This is a genomic window from Nocardia callitridis, assembly GCF_039543305.1.
GTDB classification, from domain to species: Bacteria; Actinomycetota; Actinomycetes; order Mycobacteriales; family Mycobacteriaceae; genus Nocardia; species Nocardia callitridis.
Genome location: NZ_BAABJM010000001.1, coordinates 755,579 through 782,134, shown reverse-complemented (window position 1 = coordinate 782,134; position 26,556 = coordinate 755,579). Strand labels below are relative to the sequence as shown.

Sequence of the window (26,556 nt, the reverse complement as noted above, 5' to 3'; positions counted from 1 at the left end):
TGAACTGGCGGACTCGAGGAAAAGTGGAGGCATGGACCGACCCGAGCTCGCCGATTTCCTGCGTCGCCGCCGTGAGCAGCTGACGCCGTCGGATGTCGGCGTGCCGCCCGGCGCGCGGCGGCGCACGCCGGGGCTGCGTCGCGACGAGGTCGCCGCGCTCGCGGGGATATCCACCGACTACTACACCCGGCTGGAGCAGGCGCGCGGTCCCCGGCCCTCCGTCCAGGTCCTCGCGTCGTTGGCGCGCGCGTTGCGCTACAGCGACGACGAATGCGATTACCTCTATCGCCTGTGCGGCCACGGCGCGCCTGGGCGCGCTCGTTCCGATACGCATGTCGGGCCCGGCCTGATGCATCTGCTCGCCAAGCTGGACGACACCCCGGCGTTGGTGATCACCGACCTCGGCGAGGCATTGGTGCAGAACAGGATGAGCGAGCTGTTGGTCGGCGATTACAGCGGCTACCAGGGCCTGTCGAGGTACGTGCCTTACCGCTGGTTCACCGATCTCGCGGCACGCGCGAGAGCCCCCGAAGCAGACTGGGCTCGGCTCGGCCGACAGCACGTCGCCGACCTGCGCGCCACCGCCGCGCGCAGGTCGGGTGACGCCGATGTCGTCGAGCTCATCGACCGGCTGAATTCCGAGAGCGCGGAATTCGCCAGACTCTGGGGCGAACATGAAGTCGCGGTGCGTCTTTCGGATACCAAGCGAATGTTGCACCCCGAGGTAGGGCAGATCGATGTTCGCTGCGAGACGTTGCTGACACCGAACGCGGCCCAACGGCTACTTGTGTTTACGCCGCTGCCAGGCACCGACGCCGCGGAGAAACTGGAGTTGCTGCGCGTGATCGGGACACAGACGATGACGGGATCGACCTAGCATTTCGTCCGGAACAGTCGATGCTGCAATCATTTTCAATGTGGACGTCGTTGTGGGCGCAGCTGGCGGGGTCGGCTCGGCACTGGTGATATGGCCGCGTTGAGAATGGTGTAGCCGCGGCCCCGTGCTGCGGTGGTCGCGTGTTCATCACCCTGAGGAAGGGGCGTGGCACTGGCTCGAGGTGGATGTTGACGGGCGGGCGCTGCGGCATGCCGTGTTCGTGGCCGTGCTGCCCGATCCGGTGCTCGATCCGCGTCGCCCGCATCTCGACGGTGTTGTCGGTGGCGCGTCTGTTGCGGCGTCGGCCGACATCTCGCCCGGGTGCACGAGCGGTTCGGATTGTCTGGTGTGCAGTTCTATGAGGCCGTCTATGGCGTCATGGCGGAGGGGTTTGTCGACACCTCGGCGGGGATGGTGGCTGTCGAACGCGCGGTGTTCGAGCAAGCGTGGACAGCCGCGCTTCGGCACCGTCACTTCAGTCGATACGACACCGGTCCGCTGCCGGTGGGGCGCGTGTGTCGGGAACTGTGACTGCTCTCCCTTGGGGACCGGGGAGGGCCGGATTGTTCGTGGACATCGATTCGGTGGCTGAAGGTTTCGTGGATCTACTCGACTTGCCTCGGGATCCCGCGGATTGGCCGCAGATGGGTACCGTCCTCTCGATGGCAGTCGCGATTCTTCGCATCGGGCCGCACTCGCTTCATGGGCGGACCAGCATTCAGGTCAGGCTCCGGCCGGTTCAACTCCCGGAGTGATTTCAACTCGGGGTTGACGTAGCGCCTTGCGCGATAAATACTGAACTAGATGGTTCAGTATGACTTTCTGGATGCCTCGTTCGGGGCGCTTGCGGATCCCACTCGACGTGGGATCCTGGAGCACCTCGGCCGAGGGCCCGCCACGGTCAGTGCGCTGGCCGAGCGTTTCGAGATGACCCTCACCGGTATCAAGAAACACATCAAACTGTTGGAGGACGCGGGCATGGTCGCGACCAACAAGCGCGGGCGCGTGCGCTGGTGTGAGCTCGGAGCGAACGCTCTCGACCGGGAAATGGCCTGGATGCAGGGCTACCGGCGGATGATGGAAGGCCGGATGGACCGTCTCGGAGAATTCCTCGAACGAACGGAGCCGGGCAATGAGCACAAAGACAGGCAATGAGGCCACCGTTGAGCCGACAGGTGAGCAGGGCATTCGGGTCGAGCGCGTCTTCGACGCGCCGAGAGACCGGGTGTGGGATGCCTACAGCAGGCTCGAGCAGTTGGTTCAGTGGTGGGGGCGCGGTAATCGGGTGGAGGTGGAACGGTGGGAGTTCCGCGTCGGCGGGCACTGGCGATTCGTCGAGCATGCCGACGGTGAGGCGCACGGCTTCGAGGGCCGCTTTCGTGAGGTCAGCCCGAAAGAGCGCATCGTGCAATCCTTCGAATGGGATGGCATGCCCGCGCACGTCGCCATCGACACGTGCACCCTCACCGACCTCGGCGACGGCAGGACGAAAGTGGTGACCGAGAGTCGGTTCCACACCCCCGAGGAGCGCGACGGCATGTTGCAGTCGGGTATGGGAGAGGGCATCGAGGCGAGCTACCGCGCGCTGGACGCGCTGCTCGCCCGTTCTTCCTGAGCGTCGATATGGTTCGGCCCCAACGCTTTTATCGATAGCGGGGTCGAATCATGTTGTGGGACAGATGAATTATCGTGCGCCCGAACCGGGGCGTCGACGGCGGGGCCGCAAGGTGACGGCGGGCAGCGGTGGCGCCGGAATACGTTGCTCCGCAGGGTGTCCCGCGATATTCGCGAATCGATCGAGGCGACGATCCTCCCAGTCGTCTCTGGCGCTCACGATGTCTTCGTGGCTGCGGCCGACGAAGTTCCACCACATCACCAGTTCCTCGTCGAACGGTGCGCCACCGATCAACGCGAAGTGCGTGCCTTCGGTGCTGGTGAGCGGCAACGCTTTCCGGCCCGTGCCCAGATACAGCAGCGGTCCGGGGGTGACCTCGGTGCCGTCGACGTTCACGGTGCCGTCGAGTACCAACATCGCGTGCTCGAAATCGGGATCGACGGGAAGTTCGACGTCGGTGTGCGGTGCCAGCCGCACGTCGGCGCCGACGATCGGCGTGTACGCGGTGGCGGGGGAGCTGGCCCCGGCGAGGGATCCGATGAGCACGGTGGCGCGCAGGCCGTCGACCTCGTGCACCGGCAGCTCACGGTGTTGCTCGAAATGCGGGTCGAGGCCGGTTCGGTTGCCGGGCAACGCGATCCACAGTTGCAGGCCCTGGCCCGCTGGCTCGCCCTCGACGGTGTATTCCGAGTGTGCGATGCCGCGACCCGAGGTCATCAGGTTCAACTGTCCCGGCCGGATCAGCACATCGGAACCGACCGAATCGCGATGCCGGATCGCCCCCTCGAACGGCCAGGTCACCGTCTGGAGGCCGATATGCGGATGCGGGTCGATGTCCGGCGGCGCCCCGGTGTCGCGCACCGTCGACGAGCCGAAATGGTCGAGAAAGCACCACGCGCCGACGGTCGGTAGATCCCGTTGCGGCAGTACTCGTTCCACGAAAACACCGCGCACGCCGCCGAGCGGTACCTCGCGTGCCGGGTAGAACTGCGCACACGGCCCCTCGCCCGACGAGGGCGTACACACCGATTCGTCGGGGTGTGGGTCGAGATCACTCACGGTTGATGCCCTTGCCGACCACATGCGGGTCGAACTTCGAGTGCTTGTCCACATAGGCCCGGATGAACGGGCAGATCGGCCGAATCACCTTGCCGCGCTCGACGGTGTCGTCGAGCGCGCGCTCGGCCAGCACGCTGCCGAGTCCCTTGCCGCCGAAGGAAGGGTCGACCTCGGTGTGGACGAACACCGTTTCGTCGCCGCGTTCTTCGTACTCGGCGAAACCGGCCAGATCGTCACCGTAGTAGACCTCGTAGCGGTGCTGCCCGTCGTTGCGAACGACCTTGGAGTCCTCGTTGTGGACCGACTCGGTCATGGCTCTACTCCTCTGCGTAGTTTGGGAGCAACAGTGTCCGTGGATCATTGTGCCTGGCTGGCGATGCTTACGGGGTGTGGTTACGGCGCGTCAGGGTGGGCTCGGTAGGGCTGGGAGGTGTGTGGGCGAGCCGTCGAGTGTGGGTGCGGTGCCAGGCGCGCAGCTATGCGTGGGGGTAGTCCGGGTGTGGGGTGGATGCGGGTCGGTCGGAGTTGCGGGTTGTAGGCGGGACGAGGACCCCCTCGCTGTGTTTTTGGCGGCTGGCGGCGCGTGGTTCGCGGCTGGCGGGTCTCGCTGGGGACCGCACCAGATTCGAGGCAGCCCCCTTTCGCTCGGAATGAGCTGTTCGGGCGGCTCGGGCGGCTCGGGCGGCTTCACCGGGTGTGTGGGGGCACGGGTACGAGGCGAGTGAGCGGGCGTGGGCGTGGGCGTGGGGTGCGTGGTGTGGTCCGAGTTGCGGCCCCGGGGGAGTCGTGAAATTGCCGGCGGGGGTGCGGGTACTTCAGATACTTCAGACTGTGACGCCTTCGTTGTCGAGCGCGACGATCACGTCCTGCTCGGTGGGTTCGTCCTCGGCGCGCCGCGCTTCGACCGAGCATGGTCCGTCCGAAACACCTTGCCCGATGCACTCGGCGTAGAGGTCGATCTTGTAATCCAGCACGGCCACGGTTTGGCGCAGTTCGTCGATCTTGGCGAGTACCTCGGTGCGGGTCTTCTGGAACATCGCCAGCCGCTCCGGGTAGGTGGAATCGCCCGTGCGGACCAATTCGGCGTAGCGGACCATGTCGGCCACCGTCATGCCGGTGGTACGCAGCCTGCCGATGAGCGTGAGCCATTCCAGGTCGCGGTCGCTGAACCTGCGCCTGCCGGTGTGGTCGCGGCCGATGTAATCCATCAGCCCGATGCGTTCGTACCAGCGCAGGGTGTCGCGGCTGAGGCCGGAGCGCTCGGCGGCGGCACCGATCGAGTAGCGCGGTAGCTCCCATTCGTCGGTGGGATCGGTTCGCACGATCTCTTTCATGCCTTTACCCCTGCTCCGGCCTGCTGTTTTCCCACGTGCCCTGCCTTCCGTCGCGCAACGACCACGCTAGTCACTTGGAGTGCACTCCAAGCAAACCAATTCTGCGCCGTGCACGGTCTCGGGCTCAACCCCGGCGCGGGAATTCCTGGATCGCCCACTTGTTCCCGTCGGGATCGGCGAAGTAGGTGAACCGCCCCCACGGCAACTCCTCGACCGGCGTCGCCTCGACCCCGGCCGCCACCAACTCCCGGTACGCCTCATCGGCGCTCGACACCACGATCTGCACCCCTTGGACGCTGCCGGGCGCCGCGTCGGTGATGCCCTCGCCCAGGCAAATCGAACAACCAGAACCCGGCGGGGTGAGCTGCACGAAACGCAGGCTCTCGTGCACCCGGTGGTCGTGATCGGCGACAAAACCGATGCTGGTGTAGAAGTCCTTGGCTCGGTCGACGTCGGTCACCGGGATCGAGATCAGTTCGATTTTCCAGTCCATGTGATGAGCATCGCACCGAGCACCGACAAACTTCCGAATTCCGGCTTACCCTTGGTTCATGCCTGGTAAGGACATCGACCGCGTCAGAGCTCGTTCGGCTTGGGCCACGGTCAAAGAGAGCCCGGTGATCACCGCTATCGCGGTGGCGCCCTTCGTCGTAGTACTCGGCCTCGTGTGGTGGCTGCTCAACGGCTTCGCCGCCTTTGTGCTGCTGATCATTCTCGGCGTCGTGGTGGTGGTCGGCGGAAAGCTGTTGAACTGACGCGCGATCGATCATCTGGCGACGTGAAAGTGCACCAGCTCGCCCGTGCCGTGGTCGATCTCGGCCCACGGGCGGTCGAATTCGAGCACCGCCAGCGCCGAGGTGGGGAATTTCCTGCTGAGCTCGGTCGCCTGCGTGGAATCCCGGTTGCTCGCCAATTCCCATGATGTCCACGGCATTCCGGGGGCGTGGCCGACGATCAGCAAGGTCTCGACGGTGTCGTCGGTGAGCTGGATGAGCTCGATCAGCGAGGCGGGCGTCCCCTCGTAGATGTCCGCGTCGAACTCCACCGGGGCCGACAGACCGGTCGCCTCGAGGGTCTGCCTGGTGCGCAGCGCGGTGGAACAGCGGATGGTGTCGATCGGTGCGACGACCTCGCGCAGCCACTGTCCCGCCAGCCCCGCCTCGCGCAGGCCGCGTGGCGCGAGCGGACGCTCATGATCGGCGACGCCGTCCGGATACGCCGATTTTCCGTGCCGCATGAGGATCACTGACCTGGCCATGCAGACACCGTAAGCCCGCCGGGGGTGAGTTCTGCATCCCACTCGAGGCAAACTGAAAGCGGCGTCACATTACGACACCCGTGCGGACACCGTGTGGGCATCGTGGCCGCCGCCGACTGCCCACGTACATCTTCGAGGATTTGCACATATGGCCTACGTAATCACGCAGCGTTGTTGCAACGACGCCAGCTGTGTCCCCGAGTGCCCGGTCGATTGCATTCGCCCGACCCCGGACCAACCGGAGTTCGCGACGGCCGAGATGCTCCACATCGACCCGGACACCTGCATCGACTGTGGTGCGTGTGTGGACGCGTGTCCGGTGGAGGCCATCTTCTCCGAGGACGACCTGACCGCATCGCTGGCCCGGTTCCAGGACATCAACGCCGAGTTCTTCCAGCGCCACCCCTTGGAGTCGAACTTCGACCCGATCGTGACACCGCCGCGTCCGCCGAAGGACCTCGGCACGTTGCGCGTCGCGATCGTGGGTGCCGGACCCGCGGCCTGCTACGCGGCCGACGAGCTGTTGCGCCGCGCCGATGTCGAGGTCGAGATGTTCGACCGGCTGCCGACACCGTGGGGCCTGGTCCGCGCGGGTGTGGCACCCGACCATCCCGGCACGAAGATGGTGGCCGGAATGTTCGAGTCGGCGTTCCGTCGCGAAACCTTCCAGTTCTATCTGAACGTCGAGGTGGGTCAGCACATCTCGCACGAGGAACTGCTCAGCCATCATCACGCCGTGATCTACGCGGTCGGCGCGAAGACCGATCGCCGACTGGGAGTCCCCGGCGAGGATCTGCCGGGCAGCCACTCGGCCACCGAGTTCGTCGCCTGGTACAACGGCCACCCCGACTACGCCGACCGCGAGTTCGACCTGTCCGGTGAGCGCGCGGTGATCGTGGGCAACGGCAATGTCGCCCTCGACGTCGCCAGGGTGCTGACCGTCCACCCCGACGAGTTGGCCAAGACCGACATCGCCGACCACGCCCTCGACGCGCTGCGCGCGAGCAACATTCGCGAGGTCGTCGTGCTCGGCAGGCGCGGACCGGTGCAGGCGGCCTACAGCTCGCCGGAATTCCTCGCCCTCGGGCACCTGAAGGGCGTCGACGTCATCATCGACGAACAAGAGCTGACGCTCGACCCGGCCAGTCAGGCGCTGCTCGATGATCCCGAGGTCGAGCCAGCGCTGCGGCTGAAGTACGACCTCGCCAAGGAATACGCGGGGGCGAGCACCGACCCGAACAACAAGCGCATCGTGTTCCGCTACCTCGCCTCGCCGACCGAGATCGGTGGCGTCGAGCGGGCCGAGTCGGTGGAGTTCGCGCACAACGAACTGCTCGAGGAAGACGGCGCCATTGTCGCGCGGGCGACCGAGACCACCGAGCGGCTGGACGCGTCGATGGTGCTGCGTTCGGTGGGCTATCGCGGCGAGCCGGTGCAGGGGCTGCCGTTCGATGACCGACGCGGCGTCGTCCCGAACGAGCACGGCCGGGTGCTCGCCGAGGCGGGCACCCCGGAGCCTGGGGTGTATGTGAGCGGCTGGATCAAGCGTGGGCCGCGCGGTGTCATCGGTTCCAACCGCGTGGATGCCGAGGAGACCGTGCAGCAACTGCTCGACGATTTCACCTCGGGCAAGCTCGCCAACCCGCACCACGATCGTGCGGCGCTGCGGGCGTTGCTGGCCGAGCGGCAGGCCGATCTGGTGGATCGCGCCGGCTGGAAGGCGATCGATCAGGCCGAGCGCACGGCGGGCAAGTCGGTGGGCAGGCCACGGGTGAAGCTCACCAACCGCGACGACCTGTTGAAGGCGGCACGCGGCTGAACCGCCTGACCGGTGTCGGGCGTTTCAGTCGGCCGACACCGGTACCGGGCAGGGCGGGTCGTCGAAGCGAATCCGATTGCGGGCGAGGCGGGTTTCGCCTCAGTCGGCGCTGGGTGAGTGTGCTTCGGCGACCGCGCTCAGCGGCATGATCCGCACCAGCGTGGTGGTGACCCCGCCGACCACGAACCACAGCCGCAACACCGGCGCTCCGGTGCGATCGCCCGCCTCATAGCGGCTGCGCACACTCACATGCTGGCGGGCGAGGACCGGGGCCACGTATTCGATCACCGCGCGATGCGGTCCGGCCAGCAACTTCGGGTAGTCGACGAGGAACTGTTCGACCGCCTGCCAGTAGCAGGCGTTGTTGACGTGGTTGTACTGATCGATATCGGTGACGCGCACCGGAAACGGGAGATCGGTATCGGATTCCGGCGGGGTGGCGTCGGTGAGATAGGGCCGCCACCGTAGTCGGTTCTCGGCCGTTGTTCGCGCTAGATAGGCCAGGCCCTCGTCGCTGATTCTGGACGGCATACCGGTCGACTCGCTGATATTGATCCAGAAGCCCTCGGTCTCGATGAGCCCACCGTGCGCGCCTCGGATGCTCACCCGCATATTGGTCCACCTGGTCGAGGTGGCTGAGCACCAGCGCAGCAAGCTCACCTCGTCCGGCCAGAGAATCGGTCGGACGACGTCGATCACTGTGCGTCGCACGATCCAGTTCGGATCGGTGCGCGCCAGCGTCGTCTGGTGCAGGTTTTCCCAGGCGATGTCCTGGAGATAGCGAGCGACCGCGTCGAAACGCAGCCGATCGTAGGGATCGACGTCACCGGCTCGGACCGGCCATGCCGACGCGAAACCCACGCCCCGGGGCGGAGGTGGGGTCAGTGGCTGATCGAGTGACACTTGTGCTCCTCGTGCTGCACGGTGTGCCGCGTGTTCTTCGTGCGGTTGTTCCTCGATACGACTTTACGGGGCGAAGATCACCCACCCGCGAGGTTGGCGCGTATTCGCCCGTGCGCACGGGCACCGAGGTCGTCGCATGCCGGTGAGTCGGGTCAGTACCCCTGGTAGGCGCCGCCGGAATTCACCGCGGCGACGCCGGGGACGCTGCCGAGCGAGCCGTAGCGATCCATCGAGTAGCGCACGCCAGCGATGATGTTGTCCACCGGGTTCCAGATGTCGTCGTGGCCGGGCGCCTTGTAGGAGTTGAAGGTGCTGTCGATGGTCTGCATCAGACCCTTCGACGGGTGGCCGGCCAAATAGTTGCTGTCCCACAGGTTCTCCGCGTGTGGGTTACCCGCGGACTCGTGCTCGATGATCATGGCTATCGCGCGTTCGTCGATGTCCTTCGGGTCGTAGCCCATCGCGATCAGCTCCTTCTTGGCCTCCGCGATCCACTGCGCCATATCGCCGGAGGGCATCGGACCGCTGGGGGCGTGCGAGCCGGGGCCTTGATGCGGGGTGCTGGTCGAACCACCGGTGTCGCTGTGCGTGCCGCCCGTCGAATTCCCGGAATTGCCGGAGTGATTCGAGCTGCCAGGACTGCTGACGGGCTGCGGATGACCCGAGTTCGTACTCGCCGGTGTGGTCGCAGGCGGTGCTGTGGGTGGCACGAGGGCGGCGCGCGGTTCACCGAGTTCGGCGTAGGCCTGCTCGAGCTTGTCCGCGGCGTCCTGCACGACGGTCTTCGCCTGGTTCGCCGCGTCTTCGGCCGCTTTCAGCGCATTGGTCAATTCCCATGTCCGCGAGGCGGCCAGCAGCGCGTCACGGAAGATCAGGCCGTCGACATTGGCCTTGTCCTCGTGTGAACGGTAGTAATCGGTGCGCGCTTTCGCGTCGACCGTGCCGTCGGGCGACACCCCGAACGCCGGGGACTGGTTGAGCGCGTCGTCGCGCAACTGCAATACCCGCGACTTGGTGTTCACGAGGTTCGTCACGTGCAGTTTCAGCGCCGATTCCAGCGCGATCAGGGCGGAGCTGACCGAGGAGGCGCGGGTCTTCTCGGTGTCCATGCGTGTGGTGGCCGCCGAACCCGCTGTGCCGGACCACTTCTTGCCGTCGGTGAGCGCCGTGGTATCGGTGTGGCCCTTGCCGACCGCGGTATCGAGATCGCGCGAGACGCTCGCCGCGTGCTCGCCCGCGGTGGTGAGTTGGTCGGGCTGCCACGCTTCGACGTCGGGGATGGTGAGTGTCATGGCAGTTGGAGTCCGATCGAGCGCAGATTCGCCGCGAAATCGGCCTCGGCGAGTTCGTATTTGCCCGCAGCGTCGTGGGTGCTGTCGGCGATGGCCGTGAGCCGCTCGCCGATGCGTCGCAGGCAGCGATGCGCCGCGTCGGCCGCGTGCGCGGCGACGGGGCCGAATTCGGTGCCGGGCAGCGCGGTGGCGATCGCGGTGAAGCTGTCGCCGGAATCGAGCCCCGTGATCGTCGACGCCTCGGTGCCGAGCGCGGTCGCGAACGCGCGCAGGGCCTCGGGATCGACGTGCATTTGTTGTGCCGGTGCCTGATTCGGCGGTGGCGTGTTCTCCGCCATGGAATATCCCCCTTCCGACCAGCGGTCGCGGTCAGCATAGCAAAACCGACTCCTGACGACACGGGTCCGCGCACGCCGTTAGGTTGAGGGTGTGGCGTCGGCCGGCGAGGAAGCGCCGACGCGGAGCAGAAAGGTCGACACATGCGCGCAGCCCAGGTCAGCAAGCTGGAGGGACCGGAATCGGTCGAGATCGTCGACATCCCGGAGCCGTCATCGTCGGGGGACGGTGTCGTCATCGATGTGCACGCGGCGGGTGTCGCTTTTCCCGATGTGCTGATGTCGCGCGGCCTGTATCAGATCAAGCCGGAGCTGCCGTTCGTCGTCGGCGGCGAGGTGGCCGGTGTGGTGCGCTCGGCACCGGAAGACGCGCACGTGCGGCCAGGCGATCGGGTGGTCGCGCTGACGCTGCTGGGCAACGCGCTCGCCGAAGTGGCGGTGCTGCCGAAGGAAATGGTTTTCGCACTGCCGGACAATGTTTCGCTCGAAGCGGGTGCCGGTGTGCTGTTCAACGACCTCACCGTGCACTTCTGCCTGCGTAACCGCGGCAGGCTCGCCGAGGGGGAGACCGTGCTCGTGCACGGCGCCGCGGGTGGCATCGGCACCTCGACCCTGCGCATGGCGCGGGCACTCGGCGCAGGCCGGGTGATCGCGGTGGTGAGCACCGAGGAGAAGGTTCAGGTCGCGCGGGACAACGGCGCCACCGATGTGGTGCTCGCCGAAAGCTGGTTGGCCGCGGTGAAGGAGCTGACCGAACAGCGCGGCGTCGATGTCGTGCTCGACCCGGTGGGCGGTGACCGTTTCACCGACAGCGTGCGCGCGCTGGCTTCCGGCGGCCGACTGCTGGTGGTCGGGTTCACGGGCGGCGACATCCCCACGGTCAAGGTGAATCGGTTGCTGCTCAAGAACGTCGAGGTCGTCGGCGCCGGATGGGGCGAGTGGGTGCGAACGCATCCTGGTTACCTCGCCGAACAGTGGGCGGAGGTGGCGCCGCTGCTCGCCTCCGGTGCGATCGCCGCGCCGCGACCGGAGCTGTATCCGCTGGAGCGTGCGGCCGAGGCGGTGGCGTCGTTGGAGAATCGCACCGCCAAGGGCAAGGTCGTCGTCACGCTGCGGTGATCAAGACGCTGTGGTGATCGAGGTCGCGTGGTGTCTACAGCACCGACGGGTCTCGATCAGGGCAGGGTCTCGATCCCGCGGTGATCGAGACCGCGCTGGCCAGTACCCAGTGCTGCTCACCGCTCTCGACTCTCGCGGTAGGCGGGGGCCTTGCTGGTGCCCGCCGGGTCGAGGGTGTGCAGCAACGGCAATGTACGCGGCGCCACCACGGTCGACAGCACGATGACGCTGTGTGAGCGCACCACCGGGCTGGTCCGGTCGATACTCAGCAGCACCTCCTGCAACCCGGCGTGCGAGTCCGCGCCGATCTTGCACCACACGTCGCCGGTCCCCGTGGTCGCGTACGCCTCGAGCACGCCGGGGATCGCGGTCAATTCGGTGGCCACCGCTTCCAACGCCCCCTGCGCGATCTCCAGCGTCACGAAGGCCTGCACCTCGAAACCCGCTGCGGTGACGTCGATGTGCGGATCGTAGGAGCGGATGACCCCGGCCTGCTCCATCCGGCTGATCCTCGATTGCACCGTCGCCCGCGCGACCCTGGTCCTGCGTGACAGTTCGAGGATGCCCGCCTTCTGATAGGCGTGCATCGCGGCGAGGATGGCGAGGTCGAGCTCGTCGAGTCTCGGCGGTGTGCGCGGCATAGACGGTCTCCGTTTTCCTTGACGGGTGGATCGGCGGATACGAGCGTCGCGGTATTCAAATTGTCCAGCATTGCGACGGAATCGCTAGGCGGATTCGCCACACTGTCTACCGAGAATCGAGGCTGTTGCCTACCACGGTGCGCGGCGATTTCCTGGTTCCATGACCATCGAGCATGTGCACCCCACGGACCAGGCGGCAGCGGGAACGCCGGAGACGGCGCGGACAGCAGAGCCAACACTGCCGACCGAGGGCGATCTGCGCACCCTCGTCGGCCTTGTCGACTACGACACCAGCCGCGATCCCTTCCCTGTCATCGGGTGGGACGCGCTGGTGTGGGTGGTCGGCAACGCGACCCAGACCGCGCACTTCCTCGAGTCGGCCTACGGGATGCGCAGGGAGGCGTACTCCGGACCCGAGACCGGCAATCGGGACCACAAGGCGTTCGTATTGCGCAGCGGCGACGCACGATTCGTGATCATCGGCGCGGTCGACCCGGACAGTCCGCTGATCGCCCACCATGATCGGCACGGCGACGGCATCGTCGATGTCGCGCTGGAAGTCCCCGATGTCGATCGCTGTGTGGCGTGGGCGCGTGCGCAGGGCGCGACCGTACTCGTCGAACCACACGACGACACCGACGAATTCGGCACGGTGCGCAGCGCCGCGCTGGCGGCCTATGGCGACACCAGGCACACCTTGGTGGACCGTTCTCGATACGAGGGACCGTATCTGCCGGGGTTCGTCGCGCGGCAATCCGCGTTTCGTGCGAGCACACACGCCGAAGGTTCACCGATTCGGGCGATCGACCACGTGGTGGGCAATGTCGAGCTCGGCCGCATGGACGAGTGGGTCGAGTTCTACCGGCGCGTCATGGGTTTCACGAATATGGCGGAATTCGTCGGCGACGATATCGCCACCGAGTACTCGGCGTTGATGAGCAAGGTCGTGGCCAACGGCAATCATCGGGTGAAATTCCCGCTCAACGAGCCCGCGGCCGGGAAGAAGCGTTCGCAGATCGACGAGTATCTCGAGTTCTATCGCGGCCCCGGTGTGCAGCACATCGCGTTGGCCACCGACGACATTCTCGGTTGCGTCGACGCGCTGCGCCGCGAGGGGGTCGAATTCCTCGACACCCCGGACGCCTACTACGACGATCCCGAATTGCGCGCGCGCATCGGCCAGGTGCGGGTTCCGGTCGAGCAGTTACGTCGTCGCGGCATCCTGGTCGACCGCGACGAGGACGGGTACCTGCTGCAGATCTTCACCCGTCCGCTCGGCGATCGGCCGACCGTCTTCTTCGAACTCATCGAGCGCCACGGCTCGCTCGGCTTCGGCAAGGGCAACTTCAAGGCGCTGTTCCAAGCGATCGAGCGCGAGCAGCAGGCTCGCGGCAACCTGTAGGGCGGCGAATCCGCGTGATCGATTGTCGCGCCTGCTGGTTTGCGGCGCGTGGGTAGAGTGCAGCTATGCGGATTGGGGCCTGGGTCGGCTGCGCGGCCGCGCTGTCGTTATTGCTGACCGCGTGTGGTTCCGGCGGCGGTGACTCCGACGAGGACGCGCCGCCGTTGCGTCCACCACCGAGGGTCGCCACGATCGGTCCTTTCGTCGGCGAGTGCGGGCACGTCACCGACGACGAGGTGCGCGCCAACGCCGGTTTGCCGCAGATTTCCCAGGCCGTGAAGAATTCGGTCGGCTGCAATTGGGATGCGGCCGGATACGGTTCGACCAGCGTCACTTTCGCGTCCTACCGTGGCAGTCCGATCGACAGGGAGAAGGCGTGGGTCACCACGCAGGGCCGCAATCCGCAGACGATCGACGTCGGCGGGCGGCCGGGATTCCAGGCGTTGGAGCCCAGCGGGCAGGTCTGCGATCTCGCGGTGCAATTGGACGACGATTTCTTCGAGTGGTCGATGTCCTACGGCATCTTCGGAAGCGACGGAACCAACCCGTGCGACCGGATGCACAAGCTCGCCGAGCTGACCGTGCAGAGGTTGGGGTGAGCGGCATGCGCGCGCGAGGTGTGCGCGGAATGCTCGCCGCGACAGCCTTGTTGGCGCTCACGGCCGGTTGCGGTCAGACCGTCGGGGGTACGGCGTTCCCCGCGGGCGGTTCACCCAGTGGTGACAGCGTCAACACCGACTTCGACAAGCTCCTGCGCGAGTGCGAGGTGGTGACCACCCAGCAGATCGCGGATGTGGTCGGCAAGGACGCCTACGTCACGCCGTCGTTCTACGGCGCGGTGTGCATGTGGGATCTCGAGGGCGCGCCCGGTGGCAATGCCATGGTCACCTTGAACTGGTACGAGATCAGCACGCTGAACAACGAGAAGACCAATAACGACAGGCTCGGTTATTCCACCGAGAACGTGACGGTGGAGGGTCGGCGCGCGATCCAGACCCGCCGTCCGAACGATCCGGATTCCTGTGGCGTCAGCGCGGCCGCCGCGGATCAGGGCGTGATCGGTTTCTGGGTCAATTATCATCCCGGTTCCGGGCACCCGGATCCGTGCGAAGCCGCCCGCAAACTCACCGAGCTGACGTTGAATCTAGCGAGGTGAACGACCCCGCTTTGACCGCGTGTCCGACTCGCGCGTATCGTGGTCGGCTGTGCCCGAAAGCTCGCGGGCGAGTTTGTGCGTGACCGTAGGCCAGCGAAAGCGGCTGAACATTCCAGCGTGCCCGTAATTCGGGCCCTGCGCCGCGCGCGACACACCCGACCTCGGGGCGCGAGAGACGTGGCCAGGCGCCGAACGTAAAAGAAGATCAAGACACCGCGATAACCGATAACGAAAGCCGGTCTATGCCAACCATCAACCAGCTGGTCCGCAAGGGTCGCCGCGACAAGGTCGCCAAGACCAAGACCGCGGCCCTCAAGGGGAGCCCGCAGCGTCGTGGCGTGTGCACCCGCGTGTACACCACGACCCCGAAGAAGCCGAACTCGGCGCTGCGTAAGGTCGCGCGCGTTCGCCTGACCAGCGCGGTCGAGGTCACGGCCTACATCCCGGGTGAGGGCCACAACCTCCAGGAGCACTCGATGGTGCTCGTGCGTGGCGGTCGTGTGAAGGACCTCCCAGGTGTCCGCTACAAGATCATTCGTGGCTCGCTCGACACTCAAGGCGTGAAGAACCGCAAGCAGGCCCGCAGCCGTTACGGCGCCAAGAAGGAGAAGAGCTGATATGCCACGCAAGGGCCCCGCTCCCAAGCGTCCGCTGATCAACGACCCGGTTTACGGGTCGCCGCTGGTCACTCAGCTGGTCAACAAGATTCTGCTGGACGGCAAGAAGTCCACTGCGGAGCGCATCGTCTACGGCGCCATGGAACAGGCACGCGAGAAGACCGGTACCGACCCGGTCGTCACCCTCAAGCGTGCGCTCGACAACGTCAAGCCCGCACTGGAGGTGAAGCCCCGCCGCGTCGGTGGCGCCACCTACCAGGTGCCGGTCGAGGTGCGGCCGGGCCGCTCCAACACCTTGGCGCTGCGGTGGCTGGTCAACTACTCGCGCGCACGTCGTGAGAAGACCATGGTCGAGCGTCTCGCCAACGAACTGCTCGACGCCAGCAACGGTCTCGGTGCCTCGGTCAAGCGTCGCGAGGACACGCACAAGATGGCCGAGTCCAACAGGGCCTTCGCGCACTACCGCTGGTGATGTCTGCCCGACCTGTCGTTTTGGGTCGGGAGGCCAGTCCGGGATGGCACTTACCTATCATTTCGGACGTTGACATAAGAGACGACCACAGCAGTGTCTTCCGGTCGTCCCCGAGAATCCCAACTAGCTGATCGCTACAACGCAGAGCGGGGAAGATTTCCGTGGCACAGGACGTGCTCACCGACCTCAACAGGGTCCGCAACATCGGCATCATGGCCCACATCGACGCGGGCAAGACGACCACAACTGAACGCATCCTCTTCTACACCGGTGTGAACTACAAGATCGGCGAAACGCACGACGGCGCGTCGACCACCGACTGGATGGAGCAGGAGCAAGAGCGCGGCATCACCATCACCTCGGCGGCGGTGACGTGCTTCTGGGACAACAACCAGATCAACATCATCGACACACCCGGCCACGTCGACTTCACCGCTGAGGTGGAGCGCAGCCTGCGTGTGCTCGATGGCGCCGTTGCCGTCTTCGACGGCAAAGAGGGTGTGGAGCCGCAGTCCGAGCAGGTGTGGCGTCAGGCCGACAAGTACGACGTGCCGCGGATCTGCTTCGTCAACAAGATGGACAAGCTCGGTGCGGATTTCTACTTCACCGTGCAGACCATCAAGGACCGTCTCGGCGCCAAGCCGCTGGTCATTCAGCTGCCCATCGGTGCGGAGGACGCCTTCGAGGGCATCGTCGACCTGGTCGAGATGAAGGCGAAGGTCTGGACGGGCGAAACCAAGCTCGGCGAGAAGTACGAGTTGCGCGACATCCCGGCGGATCTGGTCGAGCAGGCCGAGCAGTACCGGCAGGAACTGCTGGAGACGGTCGCGGAATCCGACGAGGAGCTGCTCGAGAAGTTCTTCGGTGGTGAAGAGCTCACGATCGCCGAGGTCAAGGGCGCCATCCGCAAGATGACCGTCGCCTCGGAGCTGTACCCGGTGCTGTGCGGCTCGGCGTTCAAGAACAAGGGCGTGCAGCCCATGCTCGACGCCGTCGTCGACTACCTGCCCTCGCCGCTGGACATCGAGTCCGTGCAGGGGCACGTGCCGAACAAAGAAGACGAGATCATCACCCGGAAGCCGAGTGCCGACGAGCCGTTCGCCGCGCTGGCGTTCAAGGTCGCCGTGCACCCGTTCTTCGGCAAGCTCACCTACATCCGTGTGTACTCCGGCAAGGTCGATTCCGGCGCCCAGGTCATCAACGCGACCAAGGGCAAGAAGGAGCGTCTGGGCAAGCTGTTCCAGATGCACTCCAACAAGGAGAACCCGGTGCCGCAGGCCAGCGCCGGCAACATCTTCGCGGTCATCGGTCTGAAGGACACCACCACCGGCGACACCCTGTCCGACCCGAACAACCAGGTCGTGCTGGAGTCGATGACCTTCCCGGACCCGGTCATCGAGGTCTCCATCGAGCCCAAGACCAAGTCCGACCAGGAGAAGATGGGCACGGCGATTCAGAAGCTCGCCGAAGAAGACCCCACCTTCACGGTGAAGCTGGACGCCGAGACCGGCCAGACCGTCATCGGCGGTATGGGCGAGCTGCACCTGGACATCCTGGTCGACCGGATGAAGCGCGAATTCAAGGTCGAGGCGAACGTCGGCAAGCCGCAGGTGGCTTACCGCGAGACCATCACCAAGAAGGTCGAGAAGCACGAGTTCACCCACAAGAAGCAGACGGGTGGCTCGGGCCAGTTCGCGAAGGTCATCATTGCCCTCGAGCCGTTCCTCGGCGAAGACGGCGCGACCTACGAGTTCGAGAACAAGGTCTCCGGTGGTCGTGTTCCGCGCGAATACATCCCATCGGTGGACGCCGGTGCACAGGACGCCATGCAGTACGGTGTCCTCGCTGGCTACCCGCTGGTCAACCTGAAGGTCAGCCTGCTCGACGGCGCTTACCATGACGTCGACTCCTCGGAGATGGCGTTCAAGATCGCCGGTTCGCAGGCACTGAAGGAAGCGGCCCGTAAGGCCGGTCCGGTGATTCTCGAGCCGCTGATGGCGGTCGAGGTCATCACGCCCGAGGATTACATGGGCGAAGTGATCGGCGACCTGAACTCCCGCCGTGGCCAAATTCAGGCCATGGAGGAACGCAGTGGTGCCCGTGTCGTCAAGGCGCTGGTTCCGCTCTCGGAGATGTTCGGTTACATCGGTGACCTGCGGTCGAAGACCCAGGGCCGGGCGAACTACTCCATGGTGTTCGATTCGTACGCGGAGGTTCCTGCCAACGTGTCGAAGGAGATCATCGCCAAGGCGACCGGCGAGTAATTCCGCCGGGAGTCATGCACGACCCCCAGTAATAACCGCACTGCTGCAAACGCACGCACCAACAAGTCCAGGAGGACACCACAGTGGCGAAGGCGAAGTTCGAGCGGACGAAGCCGCACGTCAACATCGGCACCATCGGTCACGTCGACCACGGCAAGACCACGCTGACCGCAGCGATCACGAAGGTGCTGGCGGAGAAGTACCCGGAGCTGAACGAGAGCTTCGCGTTCGACCAGATCGACAAGGCGCCGGAAGAGAAGGCGCGTGGTATCACGATCAACATCTCGCACGTCGAGTACCAGACCGAGAAGCGTCACTACGCGCACGTCGACGCCCCCGGTCACGCGGACTACATCAAGAACATGATCACGGGTGCGGCGCAGATGGACGGCGCCATCCTCGTGGTCGCCGCGACCGACGGCCCGATGCCACAGACTCGTGAGCACGTGCTGCTCGGCCGTCAGGTCGGCGTTCCTTACATCTTGGTCGCGCTGAACAAGTCCGACATGGTCGATGACGAGGAAATCCTCGAACTGGTCGAGCTCGAGGTTCGTGAGCTGCTGGCCAGCCAGGAGTTCGACGAGGATGCCCCCGTCGTGCGCGTTTCCGGTCTGAAGGCGCTCGAGGGCGACCCGAAGTGGACCGAGTCGATCGTCGAGCTGATGCAGGCCGTCGACGACTCGATCCCCGACCCGGTTCGTGAGACCGACAAGCCGTTCCTGATGCCGGTCGAGGACGTTTTCACGATCACCGGTCGTGGCACCGTCGTCACCGGTCGCGTCGAGCGTGGCGTGGTCAACGTGAACGAGGAAGTCGAGATCGTCGGCATCCGTCCGGACAAGACCAAGACCACGGTCACCGGTATCGAGATGTTCCGCAAGCTGCTCGACCAGGGCCAGGCCGGTGACAACGTCGGTCTGCTGGTTCGTGGTATCAAGCGCGAAGATGTCGAGCGTGGCCAGGTTGTCGTGAAGCCGGGTACCACCACCCCGCACACCGAGTTCGAGGGTCAGGCCTACATCCTGTCGAAGGACGAGGGTGGCCGCCACACCCCGTTCTTCAACAACTACCGTCCGCAGTTCTACTTCCGTACGACTGACGTGACGGGCGTTGTGACCCTCCCCGAGGGCACCGAGATGGTCATGCCCGGTGACAACACCGAGATGTCCGTCAAGCTGATCCAGCCGGTCGCCATGGACGAGGGCCTGCGCTTCGCGATTCGTGAGGGTGGCCGCACCGTCGGCGCCGGTCGCGTCACGAAGATCATCAAGTGATTCGCTAGAATCGCTGCCGAAGCGGCGCCGCCCCGAAAGGGACGGCGCCGCTTCTGTTTTCGATGCCACTGGGCCTATGCATCGGCGGTGACGGCGTACGCAAATGTGTACACATTCGAGTACACTATTGTTATGTTGATTGAAACATTGTCGGTGCGCGAGGCTCGTGAGCAACTGTCCGGAGTACTGGAGCGGTTCCGCCGCGGTGACCGCACTCCGGTGGGCTTTGGTTCGCATCGTCGAACCGAAGCTGTCGTAGTCTCGGTCGAAGTTTTCGAGGAGTTGACCGCAGAGCGGGCTCAGTCCGCGCGCCAAGCGGCGGCTTCGGTCCGGGCGGAGGGGCTTTCGCCTAGTTCGGGCGCCGACGTGATTCTGCAACAGTGGGAGCAAGGGGAGATCAGTACGGCGCAAATGCGTGAGAATATGCGGCATTTGCATGGTTTGTCGTGATTGATGATCCGTATGTTGATCCTGATTCGGGTGTGCTGCGGAATCGTTTGGGGATCAAAGATGCTGAGGTGCTACGGCAGGTTGAGGCAGACCTGAGCCTAGCGGCGTTGGCGGACCTCGGAACTCGAGTTCTGCCGGGCGGCTATGATCTGGCGCATCTGCGGGCGTTTCACCGAGAGATTTTCGGTGACCTGTATGGCTGGGCAGGCCAGGTTCGGACTGTGGGAATTGCGAAGTCCGATATGTTTTGCCTGCCAAGGCATATCGAAACCTATGCCGAACAGGTATTCGGTGAGCTCGCGAAAGAGCAGTATCTGCGGGGATGCCCGCGTGAGGTTTTCATCGAGCGGCTGGCGCACTATTTCGCTGAAGTCAATGCGATCCACCCGTTTCGGGAAGGGAACGGACGTGCGCAACGGGCGTTCTTCCGGCAACTCGGCCGTGCGGCAGGATGGAATCTGGACTGGGCCTCGCTCGACCGGGGGAGCAACGCGGAGGCGTCTATGGCGTCGTTACGTGGTGATAACCGTTCGTTGGAAGCTCTGCTTTCTTCTTTGATCACTTGATCGGGTCGATGCCGGGATGGGCAATGTAGTTGTCAGCGCTCATGTCTCCGGAAGTGACGCAGCACACAGCGATTGATGTGTGCGCGAAGTTAGGGTGAGCTGCGTGTCACCTTCTGAGAATGAGGCCGCCGTGGGTGCGGGGCGTAGTGCAGGGCCGATCGTGATTGTCGGTGCGGGTCTGGCGGGGTTGCGGGCCGCCGAGGAGTTGCGACGGGCCGAGTACGACGGTGCGTTGATCCTGCTGGGCGATGAGCCGCATCTGCCCTACGATCGTCCGCCGCTGTCCAAGCAGTTCGTGCGGGGCGAGACGGACGACACCACGTTGCGGCCGAAGGAGTTCTTCGACGAGCAGCGCATCGATCTGCGGGTCGATGCCGAGGTGGTCGGGGTGGAGACCGACGCGCATCGGGTACGGCTGGCCGACGGGTCGTCGGTCGAGTACGGCGCGTTGATCATCGCGACCGGGCTGCATCCGCGTCGCATTCCCGGATTCCCCGATCTCGCGGGCGTGCACGTGTTGCGCGGTCATGCCGACGCGACCGCGTTGCGCGCCGATCTCGCGACGGCGACAAGCGCGTTGGTGATCGGCGCCGGGTTCATCGGCTGTGAGGTGGCGGCGAGTTTCCGTGCCGGTGAACTGCCGGTGGTGCTGGTGGAACCGCAACCGACACCGCTGGCCTCGGTGCTCGGTGAGCAGGTGGGTGCGTTGGTGGCGCGGATGCACCGGGAGCAGGGCGTGGACCTGAGGTGCGGCATCGGGGTGGGGGCGTTGTTGTCCGATGACGCGGGCCGGGTGCGCGGCGCCCAATTGTCGGACGGTAGTGAGGTGGCGGCGGACCTGGTGGTGGTCGGCGTGGGGTCGCGGCCCGCGACCGATTGGCTCGCGGATTCTGGTATCGCGTTGGCCGAACCGTCGGCCGGTGGTGGGGTGCTCGCCGACGAGGTGGGCCGCACGGGCACCGAGGACGTGTGGGCGCTGGGTGACGTCGCGGCGTGGTTGCACGGGACGGGCGAGCGTAAACGGGTGGAGCACTGGACGAATGCCGGTGAGCAGGCGCAGGTGCTCGCCGCCGCGTTGCTTGGCGTCGCGCCGAAGTCGACCGCCGCGCAGGTGCCCTATTTCTGGAGCGATCAGTACGGCCTGAAGATTCAGGCGCTCGGCACGCCGAGCGCGGGCGACGATGTGAAGATCGCCGCAGACGACGGCCGTAAGTTCCTCGCCTTCTACGCCAAGGACGGTGCGGTGACCGGTGTCGTCGGCGCGGGGATGACGGGCAGGGTGATGCGGTCGCGGGCGCAGATCGCAGCGGGTGTCCCGGTCGCGGAGCTGCTGTAATACGGTTGACGATGTGATCGTCGCGCTCATCGACTCGGGTTTGGGATTGTTGCCGACTTCCGCATGGCTGCGCAAGCTACGGCCGGATGTGGATTTGTTGCTGCGCTTGGACCCGGACGGCGCGCCGTGGGGACCCAAGCCGGAGCAGTGGGTGATCGATCGGGTGCTCGACGCGGCGCGCACGTCGGTGGAGTTGGGCGCGGAAGTGATTGTGTTGCCGTGCAATACGGCGAGCGTGACGGCGTTGTCGCACGTGCGGGCCGAAGTGGGTCCCGGCGTACCGGTGGTGGGCACGGTGCCCGCGATCAAGCCAGCCGCGGCGGCGTGTAAGTCGGTGGCGGTGTGGGCGACGGCGGCGACCACGGCGAGCAGCTATCAGGCGAATCTGATCGCCGAGTTCGGCGCGGAGGCCGAGATCGTGGGTATCGCCTGCCATGGTTTGGCGGACGCGATCGACCGCGGTGATCTCGCGGCGGCGCACGCGGCGATCGACAAGGCGGCCGAGCGGACCCCGGCCGGCGTGCAGGGTGTCGTGCTCGGCTGTACGCATTACCCGTTGGTGACGGATGCGATCCTGGCGGCGTTGCCCGACGGTGTCCGCCTCTTCGACAGTGCGCAAGCCGTTGCCGCGCAGACGATTCGGCGGATCGACGCCTTGGGTAGGCCGAGTACCGGCGAGGGTGTCGTCCGAGTGTTCAACAGTGGCCGTCCCGGCGAATTACCCGCCAGCGCGGCTGCTTTCGAGTCCGGTTTGGTGCTCAGCGCATAGTCGTAGCGAGCGACCGTGTTTCCGTCGACGCCATGCGCAGGCCGTGCCGGTGGTCGCGCAGTGACAGCGTCGAGGTCGCTCGTCGCGGTGGCGCCGTCCGGCGATCGGTGTACGCCGAACCTGAAATACGGTGTCAGAACTGGATTTTCAGGTGATCGGTGACCGGGTGCGCCTGGCAGCCGAGGATGTAGCCGCTCTCGATGTCCTCGGGGTCGAGGATTTCGGCGTTGTCCATCTCGACCTTGCCCGACAGTACGGTGCACGCGCAGGAGCCGCATTCACCTTCCTGGCAGGAGTAGGGCACGTCGATGCCCTTGGCGAGCATGATGTCGACCAGGGTCTGCTTGCGTGGCCAGGACAGTTCGTGCACCTCACCGTCGAGTTCCACTTCGACTGTCGCCGCGTCGGCGGCGTCGGCGTCGGTGACCTCGACGGGCGCCTGATCGGCGAAGGGGTCGCCGGACAGGGAGTTGAACACTTCGGCGTGGGTGCGTTCGCGGGGGAGTCCCGCTTGCTCGAGCGCGTCGTGCACGCAATCCATGAAGGGGCGCGGTCCGCACATGAAGGCGCTGTAGGCCGCGTACGGCGCGACGAGGGTGGCGAGCGCGTCCGCGGTGGGCAGGCCCTGGAGGTATTCCAGCCAGTGCACCACGGTGAGCCGCTGCGGGTTCTTGTCGGCGAGCGCGCGCAGTTCTTCGGCGAAGATCACCGATTTGTGGTCGCGGTTGGCGTAGAGCAGGACCACGCGGCCGCTGCCCCTGGCGAGCGCGGACTTGAGGATGGACATCACCGGCGTGATGCCGCTGCCCGCGGCGAAAAGCAGCAGGTCCTCGTCGAGGTCCTTGGGGGTGAACAGGCCCGAGGGCGGGAGCACCTCGATCGAGTCGCCCGCCTGCACGTTGTCGCAGACCCAGTTGGAGCCGTAGCCGCCCTCGGTGCGCTTGACGGTGACCTTGGGGCGGTCGTCGGTGAACGGTGAGCTGGCCAGCGAGTAGCAGCGTGCCACCGAGCCGGTGCGGTCGCTGGGGATGCGCAGGGTGAGGAATTGTCCCGGTTGGTAGCGCACCTTGTCGGCCAGCTCTTCGGGCACGTCGAAGACCAGCGAGCGGGTATCCGCGGTCTCGGCGATGACCGAGGCCACCCGCAGGATGACCGAACGTGAACCGTGCGGAACCTCGACTGTGCTCATGGTGTCCTCTCGAACCCGGCTGCAAAATCCAAAACTAGAACGTGTTTCAGTTTTATCGTACGTCGAGAGTCGACTGCTGGACAAGCTGGGCTTCCAGGCCGGCGATCAGTACCTCCATGCCGAAGTCATAGGAGTACTTTCCTCGCAGGTCCGCGATGTAGCGGGTAGCGCGCGCGACCGTGTCGGGCAGCGTGACATCGGCGGGTGCGGATCGATCACGCGGGTTCACCCTGCTGCGGCCGAACAGGTAGGTGTGGATGGTGGCGTAGGCGGCCAGCACGTTGCGGTCGTTGAATCCCGCGTCGGCGAGGATCGCCATGACGGCGGCGATCAGGTCGAGCTGTTTGCCGAGCATCTGCTCGATCAGGATGTCGCCGAGGCCGGGGTGGCGCCGCAACTTGTCGTCGATCTGATCGATCAGTTCGCGCAGGCGCTGCTGCCAGGTGCCGGATTCCGCGGGGGGAGTCCGCACGCCGATCAGCGCCGCACTGGCCACGAGGTCGAGCAGTTCGCGCTTGTCGGCGACGTAGTAGTACGGCGCCATCGGCGATACCCCGAGCTCGCGCGACAGGCGCCGCATCGAGAGCTTCTCCACACCGTCCTGGCGCACCACCCGCAACGCGGCCTCGACGATCTCGGATTCCGAGAGTGTGCCATTCGGGGAACCCCCCGGTCCCGCGTGGTTACGCAAGGTGTCGCCTCCGGGCCGCTAGTTCGCCTCGCGGGGTGTTACTGCCCCCGTGCCCCTGCATTCGTCCGACTCCCATGCCACCTCTACCACCGCGGGCGCCAACTGCCCGTCGCATTCTGTTCAGCGTTTTTCCATCCGAAGTCTAGAGGGCGATCACCGGGAGGGGGCGGCCTGTGTGTGACTCGCGGTCCTGGTTCGCCGCGAGGCGATCTTGCGGCGTTGACCAGCGTGTTCGGGATCATCTCCGCGAAACCCTCCCATTTTGTCAGCTGATGACGTTATCGTGTGTGACGGCGGCAACATTCGACGGCCGCCCATTCGAACGCTCCCAGGGAGGTAGCCATGCCGGAACTCGGCTCCCACACATCCGTCGACACCGACAAGACCGGACCGGTCTCGACGGTGGAATCCCGCACCAACGAGGACGCACCGCTGGTCGAGGAGACCCTCATCGAAGAGGTGTCCATCGACGGCATGTGCGGCGTCTACTGATAGGTGATCTGCGATGATGCTCGATCTCGATACCCGATGGCAGCTGCATCCGAGGGTGGCGTTGCGGCCGGAGCCGTTCGGCGCGCTGCTCTACCACTTCGGCACCCGTAAGCTGTCCTTCCTGAAGAGTCCTCGGATCGTCGAGATCGTGCGCTCGCTGCCGAGCCACCCCACGGCGCGCGCCGCGGTCCGCGCCGCGGGGATCGCCGAGGACAACACCGATCAGTACGTGAAAGCGCTGCACCAGCTTGTCGATTCGGACATGCTGGTCGCCGCGCCCGACGACGCGCCGAGCCTCGCGCCGGAGTCGGTTCGCGCGTTCGCCGGATCGAACGCCAACGGGGGTGACCGCGCGGTGCGTCTGGTCGACCGGTTCGAATCCGGTTTGGCCGCACCGATCTGTCTCACCTGGGAACTCACCTACGCCTGCAACCTGTCTTGCGTGCACTGCCTTTCGTCCTCGGGTCGCCGCGATCCGAGGGAGCTGAGCACCGAACAGTGCAAGGCGCTGATCGACGAGTTCGAGCGTATGCAGGTGTTCTACGTCAATATCGGCGGTGGTGAACCGACCGTGCGCCCGGACTTCTGGGAGTTGGTCGATTACGCCACCGCCCACCACGTCGGAGTCAAGTTCTCCACCAACGGGGTTCGGATCACCCCGGAGGTCGCCGCCCGCCTTGCCGTCAGCGACTACGTGGACGTGCAGATCTCGCTCGACGGTGCCGACGCGGAGGTCAACGACGCCGTCCGCGGTGCGGGCTCCTACGACACGGCGATTCGCGCGCTGGAGAATCTCGCCGCCGCGGGGTTCAAGGACGCGAAGCTCTCGGTCGTGGCGACCAGGCACAATATCGGTCAGCTCGACGAGTTCCGCGCGATCGCCGAGAAGTACGGCGCCACGCTGCGATTGACCAGGTTGCGGCCATCGGGTCGCGGCGCGGATGTGTGGGATGAGCTGCACCCCACCGCCGATCAGCAGCGCGTGCTCTACGACTGGTTGGTGCGCAACGGCGAAGGCGTGCTCACCGGTGACTCGTTCTTCCACCTGTCCGCGTTCGGCTCGGCACTGCCGGGACTGAACATGTGCGGCGCGGGTCGGGTGGTCTGCCTGGTGGATCCGCTCGGCGACGTGTACGCGTGTCCGTTCGCGATCCACGACCGGTTCCGTGCCGGAAACGTGGTGACCGATGGTGGATTCCGTGAGGTGTGGGAACACTCGGAACTGTTCGGCGAATTGCGCGAACCCACCGGTGCCGGCGCCTGCGCCTCGTGCAGTCACTACGACAGCTGCCGAGGCGGTTGCATGGCGGCGAAGTTCTTCACCGGGTTGCCCGCCGACGGCCCCGATCCGGAGTGCGTGCAGGGTTACGGCGAGGCCGCGCTGGCGGATCCGAGCCGGATGGTGCCGCGCTCCTCGGTGGATCATTCGAGGAAGGCCACGCCTCGGGCTCGTTCCCGTAAGCCGGGACCGGTGCCGCTGACCTTGACGGTCGGGCGACCCACCGAGGTGCTTTCGCCGGAGCGTCCACCGGCGCGCGCGTGTGATGAGAACCCGCTCGCGTGAGTTCGAGATGGTAGCCGTGGACGCGTTGTCGTCGGTGTGCGACACGCGTCCTTCGGCTTGCC

31 protein-coding genes are annotated in these 26,556 nt (G+C 65.7%); 20 read left to right on the top strand and 11 right to left on the bottom strand.

Features of this window, described 5'->3' with window-relative positions; translation table 11 throughout:
• The first annotated feature begins 31 nt into the window (after positions 1-31).
• The 4 genes from ABEA50_RS03275 to ABEA50_RS03260 all read left to right on the top strand — a co-directional run bounded on the left by ABEA50_RS03275 (position 32) and on the right by ABEA50_RS03260 (position 2,492).
• Entirely contained in the window at positions 32-877 is an 846-nt protein-coding gene (locus ABEA50_RS03275; protein WP_345493484.1) for a helix-turn-helix transcriptional regulator, read from the top strand.
• A gap of 348 nt (positions 878-1,225) precedes the next feature.
• Positions 1,226-1,408, top strand: a complete 183-nt coding sequence (locus ABEA50_RS03270) for a hypothetical protein (RefSeq protein WP_345493483.1) — start codon at positions 1,226-1,228, stop codon at positions 1,406-1,408.
• A gap of 273 nt (positions 1,409-1,681) precedes the next feature.
• Positions 1,682-2,032 (top strand): ArsR/SmtB family transcription factor, encoded by a 351-nt coding sequence (locus ABEA50_RS03265; protein ID WP_345493482.1) that lies wholly within the window; start codon positions 1,682-1,684, stop codon positions 2,030-2,032.
• The gene (locus ABEA50_RS03260; RefSeq protein WP_345493481.1) at positions 2,010-2,492 is read left to right on the top strand and encodes an SRPBCC family protein; all 483 of its coding nucleotides are present in this window, start codon (positions 2,010-2,012) and stop codon (positions 2,490-2,492) included. Before ABEA50_RS03265 ends, ABEA50_RS03260 begins: the two co-directional genes overlap by 23 nt.
• 69 nt (positions 2,493-2,561) lie before the next feature.
• On the opposite strand, the gene ABEA50_RS03255 is transcribed toward ABEA50_RS03260, so the two are convergent.
• From ABEA50_RS03255 to ABEA50_RS03240, 4 genes are all read right to left on the bottom strand, one after another.
• Positions 2,562-3,551, bottom strand: a complete 990-nt coding sequence (locus ABEA50_RS03255) for a pirin family protein (RefSeq protein WP_345493479.1) — start codon at positions 3,549-3,551, stop codon at positions 2,562-2,564.
• Positions 3,544-3,864: a GNAT family N-acetyltransferase gene (locus ABEA50_RS03250; RefSeq protein ID WP_345493478.1), complete on the bottom strand. Its 321-nt coding sequence runs from the start codon at positions 3,862-3,864 to the stop codon at positions 3,544-3,546. The genes ABEA50_RS03255 and ABEA50_RS03250 overlap by 8 nt, the downstream gene beginning before the upstream one ends.
• Before the next feature lie 511 nt (positions 3,865-4,375).
• A complete protein-coding gene (locus ABEA50_RS03245; protein ID WP_345493477.1) occupies positions 4,376-4,885 on the bottom strand; it encodes a MerR family transcriptional regulator in 510 nt (169 codons plus the stop codon).
• A gap of 124 nt (positions 4,886-5,009) precedes the next feature.
• Entirely contained in the window at positions 5,010-5,378 is a 369-nt protein-coding gene (locus tag ABEA50_RS03240) for a glyoxalase superfamily protein (RefSeq protein ID WP_345493476.1), read from the bottom strand.
• Between the two features lie 58 nt (positions 5,379-5,436).
• Between ABEA50_RS03240 and ABEA50_RS03235 the strand changes: the two genes are divergently transcribed.
• Complete coding sequence (locus tag ABEA50_RS03235; RefSeq protein WP_345493475.1) at positions 5,437-5,640, top strand: hypothetical protein; 204 nt, start codon at positions 5,437-5,439, stop codon at positions 5,638-5,640.
• 11 nt (positions 5,641-5,651) lie between these two features.
• Here ABEA50_RS03235 and ABEA50_RS03230 read toward each other — a convergent pair whose 3' ends face one another.
• Positions 5,652-6,143: a SixA phosphatase family protein gene (locus ABEA50_RS03230; RefSeq protein WP_345493474.1), complete on the bottom strand. Its 492-nt coding sequence runs from the start codon at positions 6,141-6,143 to the stop codon at positions 5,652-5,654.
• 148 nt (positions 6,144-6,291) lie between these two features.
• Here ABEA50_RS03230 and ABEA50_RS03225 point away from each other — a divergent pair, with 148 nt between their 5' ends.
• Positions 6,292-7,962, top strand: a complete 1,671-nt coding sequence (locus ABEA50_RS03225; protein WP_345493473.1) for an FAD-dependent oxidoreductase — start codon at positions 6,292-6,294, stop codon at positions 7,960-7,962.
• Positions 7,963-8,061: 99 nt separating this feature from the next.
• On the opposite strand, the gene ABEA50_RS03220 is transcribed toward ABEA50_RS03225, so the two are convergent.
• The 3 genes from ABEA50_RS03220 to ABEA50_RS03210 form a co-directional block, all read right to left on the bottom strand.
• The gene (locus ABEA50_RS03220) at positions 8,062-8,865 is read right to left on the bottom strand and encodes an acyl-[acyl-carrier-protein] thioesterase (RefSeq protein WP_345493472.1); all 804 of its coding nucleotides are present in this window, start codon (positions 8,863-8,865) and stop codon (positions 8,062-8,064) included.
• A 152-nt stretch (positions 8,866-9,017) separates the two neighbouring features.
• On the bottom strand, positions 9,018-10,157 hold the full coding sequence (locus ABEA50_RS03215; RefSeq protein ID WP_345493471.1) for a transglycosylase SLT domain-containing protein: 1,140 nt from the start codon (positions 10,155-10,157) through the stop codon (positions 9,018-9,020).
• Positions 10,154-10,495, bottom strand: coding sequence for a type VII secretion target (locus ABEA50_RS03210; protein WP_345493470.1), 342 nt, complete (start codon positions 10,493-10,495; stop codon positions 10,154-10,156). Before ABEA50_RS03210 ends, ABEA50_RS03215 begins: the two co-directional genes overlap by 4 nt.
• Before the next feature lie 141 nt (positions 10,496-10,636).
• Between ABEA50_RS03210 and ABEA50_RS03205 the strand changes: the two genes are divergently transcribed.
• Positions 10,637-11,611: an NADPH:quinone oxidoreductase family protein gene (locus tag ABEA50_RS03205; RefSeq protein ID WP_345493469.1), complete on the top strand. Its 975-nt coding sequence runs from the start codon at positions 10,637-10,639 to the stop codon at positions 11,609-11,611.
• 116 nt (positions 11,612-11,727) lie between these two features.
• Here the strand turns inward: ABEA50_RS03205 and ABEA50_RS03200 are convergent, their stop codons facing one another.
• Positions 11,728-12,252 carry an Lrp/AsnC family transcriptional regulator gene (locus ABEA50_RS03200; RefSeq protein ID WP_345493468.1) on the bottom strand — a complete coding sequence of 175 codons (525 nt, stop codon included), beginning with the start codon at positions 12,250-12,252 and terminating at the stop codon, positions 11,728-11,730.
• Between the two features lie 160 nt (positions 12,253-12,412).
• On the opposite strand from ABEA50_RS03200, the gene hppD reads away from it, so the two are divergent.
• From hppD to ABEA50_RS03145, 11 genes are all read left to right on the top strand, one after another.
• The gene (gene hppD, locus ABEA50_RS03195) at positions 12,413-13,654 is read left to right on the top strand and encodes a 4-hydroxyphenylpyruvate dioxygenase (RefSeq protein ID WP_345493467.1); all 1,242 of its coding nucleotides are present in this window, start codon (positions 12,413-12,415) and stop codon (positions 13,652-13,654) included.
• 65 nt (positions 13,655-13,719) lie between these two features.
• A complete protein-coding gene (locus ABEA50_RS03190; protein WP_345493466.1) occupies positions 13,720-14,253 on the top strand; it encodes a DUF3558 domain-containing protein in 534 nt (177 codons plus the stop codon).
• A gap of 5 nt (positions 14,254-14,258) precedes the next feature.
• Positions 14,259-14,810: a DUF3558 domain-containing protein gene (locus tag ABEA50_RS03185; RefSeq protein WP_345493465.1), complete on the top strand. Its 552-nt coding sequence runs from the start codon at positions 14,259-14,261 to the stop codon at positions 14,808-14,810.
• A 242-nt stretch (positions 14,811-15,052) separates the two neighbouring features.
• Positions 15,053-15,427 (top strand): 30S ribosomal protein S12, encoded by a 375-nt coding sequence (gene rpsL / locus ABEA50_RS03180; RefSeq protein WP_014353064.1) that lies wholly within the window; start codon positions 15,053-15,055, stop codon positions 15,425-15,427.
• A gap of 1 nt (position 15,428) precedes the next feature.
• On the top strand, positions 15,429-15,899 hold the full coding sequence (gene rpsG / locus ABEA50_RS03175; RefSeq protein WP_033246943.1) for a 30S ribosomal protein S7: 471 nt from the start codon (positions 15,429-15,431) through the stop codon (positions 15,897-15,899).
• Between the two features lie 161 nt (positions 15,900-16,060).
• Entirely contained in the window at positions 16,061-18,163 is a 2,103-nt protein-coding gene (gene fusA / locus ABEA50_RS03170) for an elongation factor G (protein ID WP_345493464.1), read from the top strand.
• An 83-nt stretch (positions 18,164-18,246) separates the two neighbouring features.
• Positions 18,247-19,437 (top strand): elongation factor Tu, encoded by a 1,191-nt coding sequence (tuf, locus tag ABEA50_RS03165; RefSeq protein ID WP_345493463.1) that lies wholly within the window; start codon positions 18,247-18,249, stop codon positions 19,435-19,437.
• An 87-nt stretch (positions 19,438-19,524) separates the two neighbouring features.
• Positions 19,525-19,887 carry an antitoxin VbhA family protein gene (locus ABEA50_RS03160; protein ID WP_345493462.1) on the top strand — a complete coding sequence of 121 codons (363 nt, stop codon included), beginning with the start codon at positions 19,525-19,527 and terminating at the stop codon, positions 19,885-19,887.
• The gene (locus ABEA50_RS03155) at positions 19,884-20,453 is read left to right on the top strand and encodes a Fic/DOC family protein (protein ID WP_345493461.1); all 570 of its coding nucleotides are present in this window, start codon (positions 19,884-19,886) and stop codon (positions 20,451-20,453) included. Before ABEA50_RS03160 ends, ABEA50_RS03155 begins: the two co-directional genes overlap by 4 nt.
• Before the next feature lie 103 nt (positions 20,454-20,556).
• On the top strand, positions 20,557-21,789 hold the full coding sequence (locus ABEA50_RS03150; RefSeq protein ID WP_345493460.1) for an NAD(P)/FAD-dependent oxidoreductase: 1,233 nt from the start codon (positions 20,557-20,559) through the stop codon (positions 21,787-21,789).
• Between the two features lie 13 nt (positions 21,790-21,802).
• Positions 21,803-22,558, top strand: a complete 756-nt coding sequence (locus tag ABEA50_RS03145) for a glutamate racemase (RefSeq protein WP_345493459.1) — start codon at positions 21,803-21,805, stop codon at positions 22,556-22,558.
• Between the two features lie 133 nt (positions 22,559-22,691).
• Here the strand turns inward: ABEA50_RS03145 and ABEA50_RS03140 are convergent, their stop codons facing one another.
• Together ABEA50_RS03140 and mftR2 are read right to left on the bottom strand one after the other, a co-directional pair.
• Positions 22,692-23,747: a ferredoxin--NADP reductase gene (locus ABEA50_RS03140; protein WP_345493458.1), complete on the bottom strand. Its 1,056-nt coding sequence runs from the start codon at positions 23,745-23,747 to the stop codon at positions 22,692-22,694.
• 52 nt (positions 23,748-23,799) lie between these two features.
• Entirely contained in the window at positions 23,800-24,438 is a 639-nt protein-coding gene (gene mftR2 / locus ABEA50_RS03135) for a mycofactocin system transcriptional regulator MftR2 (RefSeq protein ID WP_345493457.1), read from the bottom strand.
• Between the two features lie 402 nt (positions 24,439-24,840).
• On the opposite strand from mftR2, the gene mftA reads away from it, so the two are divergent.
• Together mftA and mftC are read left to right on the top strand one after the other, a co-directional pair.
• Positions 24,841-24,930 (top strand): mycofactocin precursor MftA, encoded by a 90-nt coding sequence (mftA, locus tag ABEA50_RS30880; RefSeq protein ID WP_425577563.1) that lies wholly within the window; start codon positions 24,841-24,843, stop codon positions 24,928-24,930.
• 16 nt (positions 24,931-24,946) lie between these two features.
• Complete coding sequence (gene mftC, locus ABEA50_RS03125; RefSeq protein WP_345494632.1) at positions 24,947-26,494, top strand: mycofactocin radical SAM maturase; 1,548 nt, start codon at positions 24,947-24,949, stop codon at positions 26,492-26,494.
• The last annotated feature ends 62 nt before the right edge of the window (positions 26,495-26,556 follow it).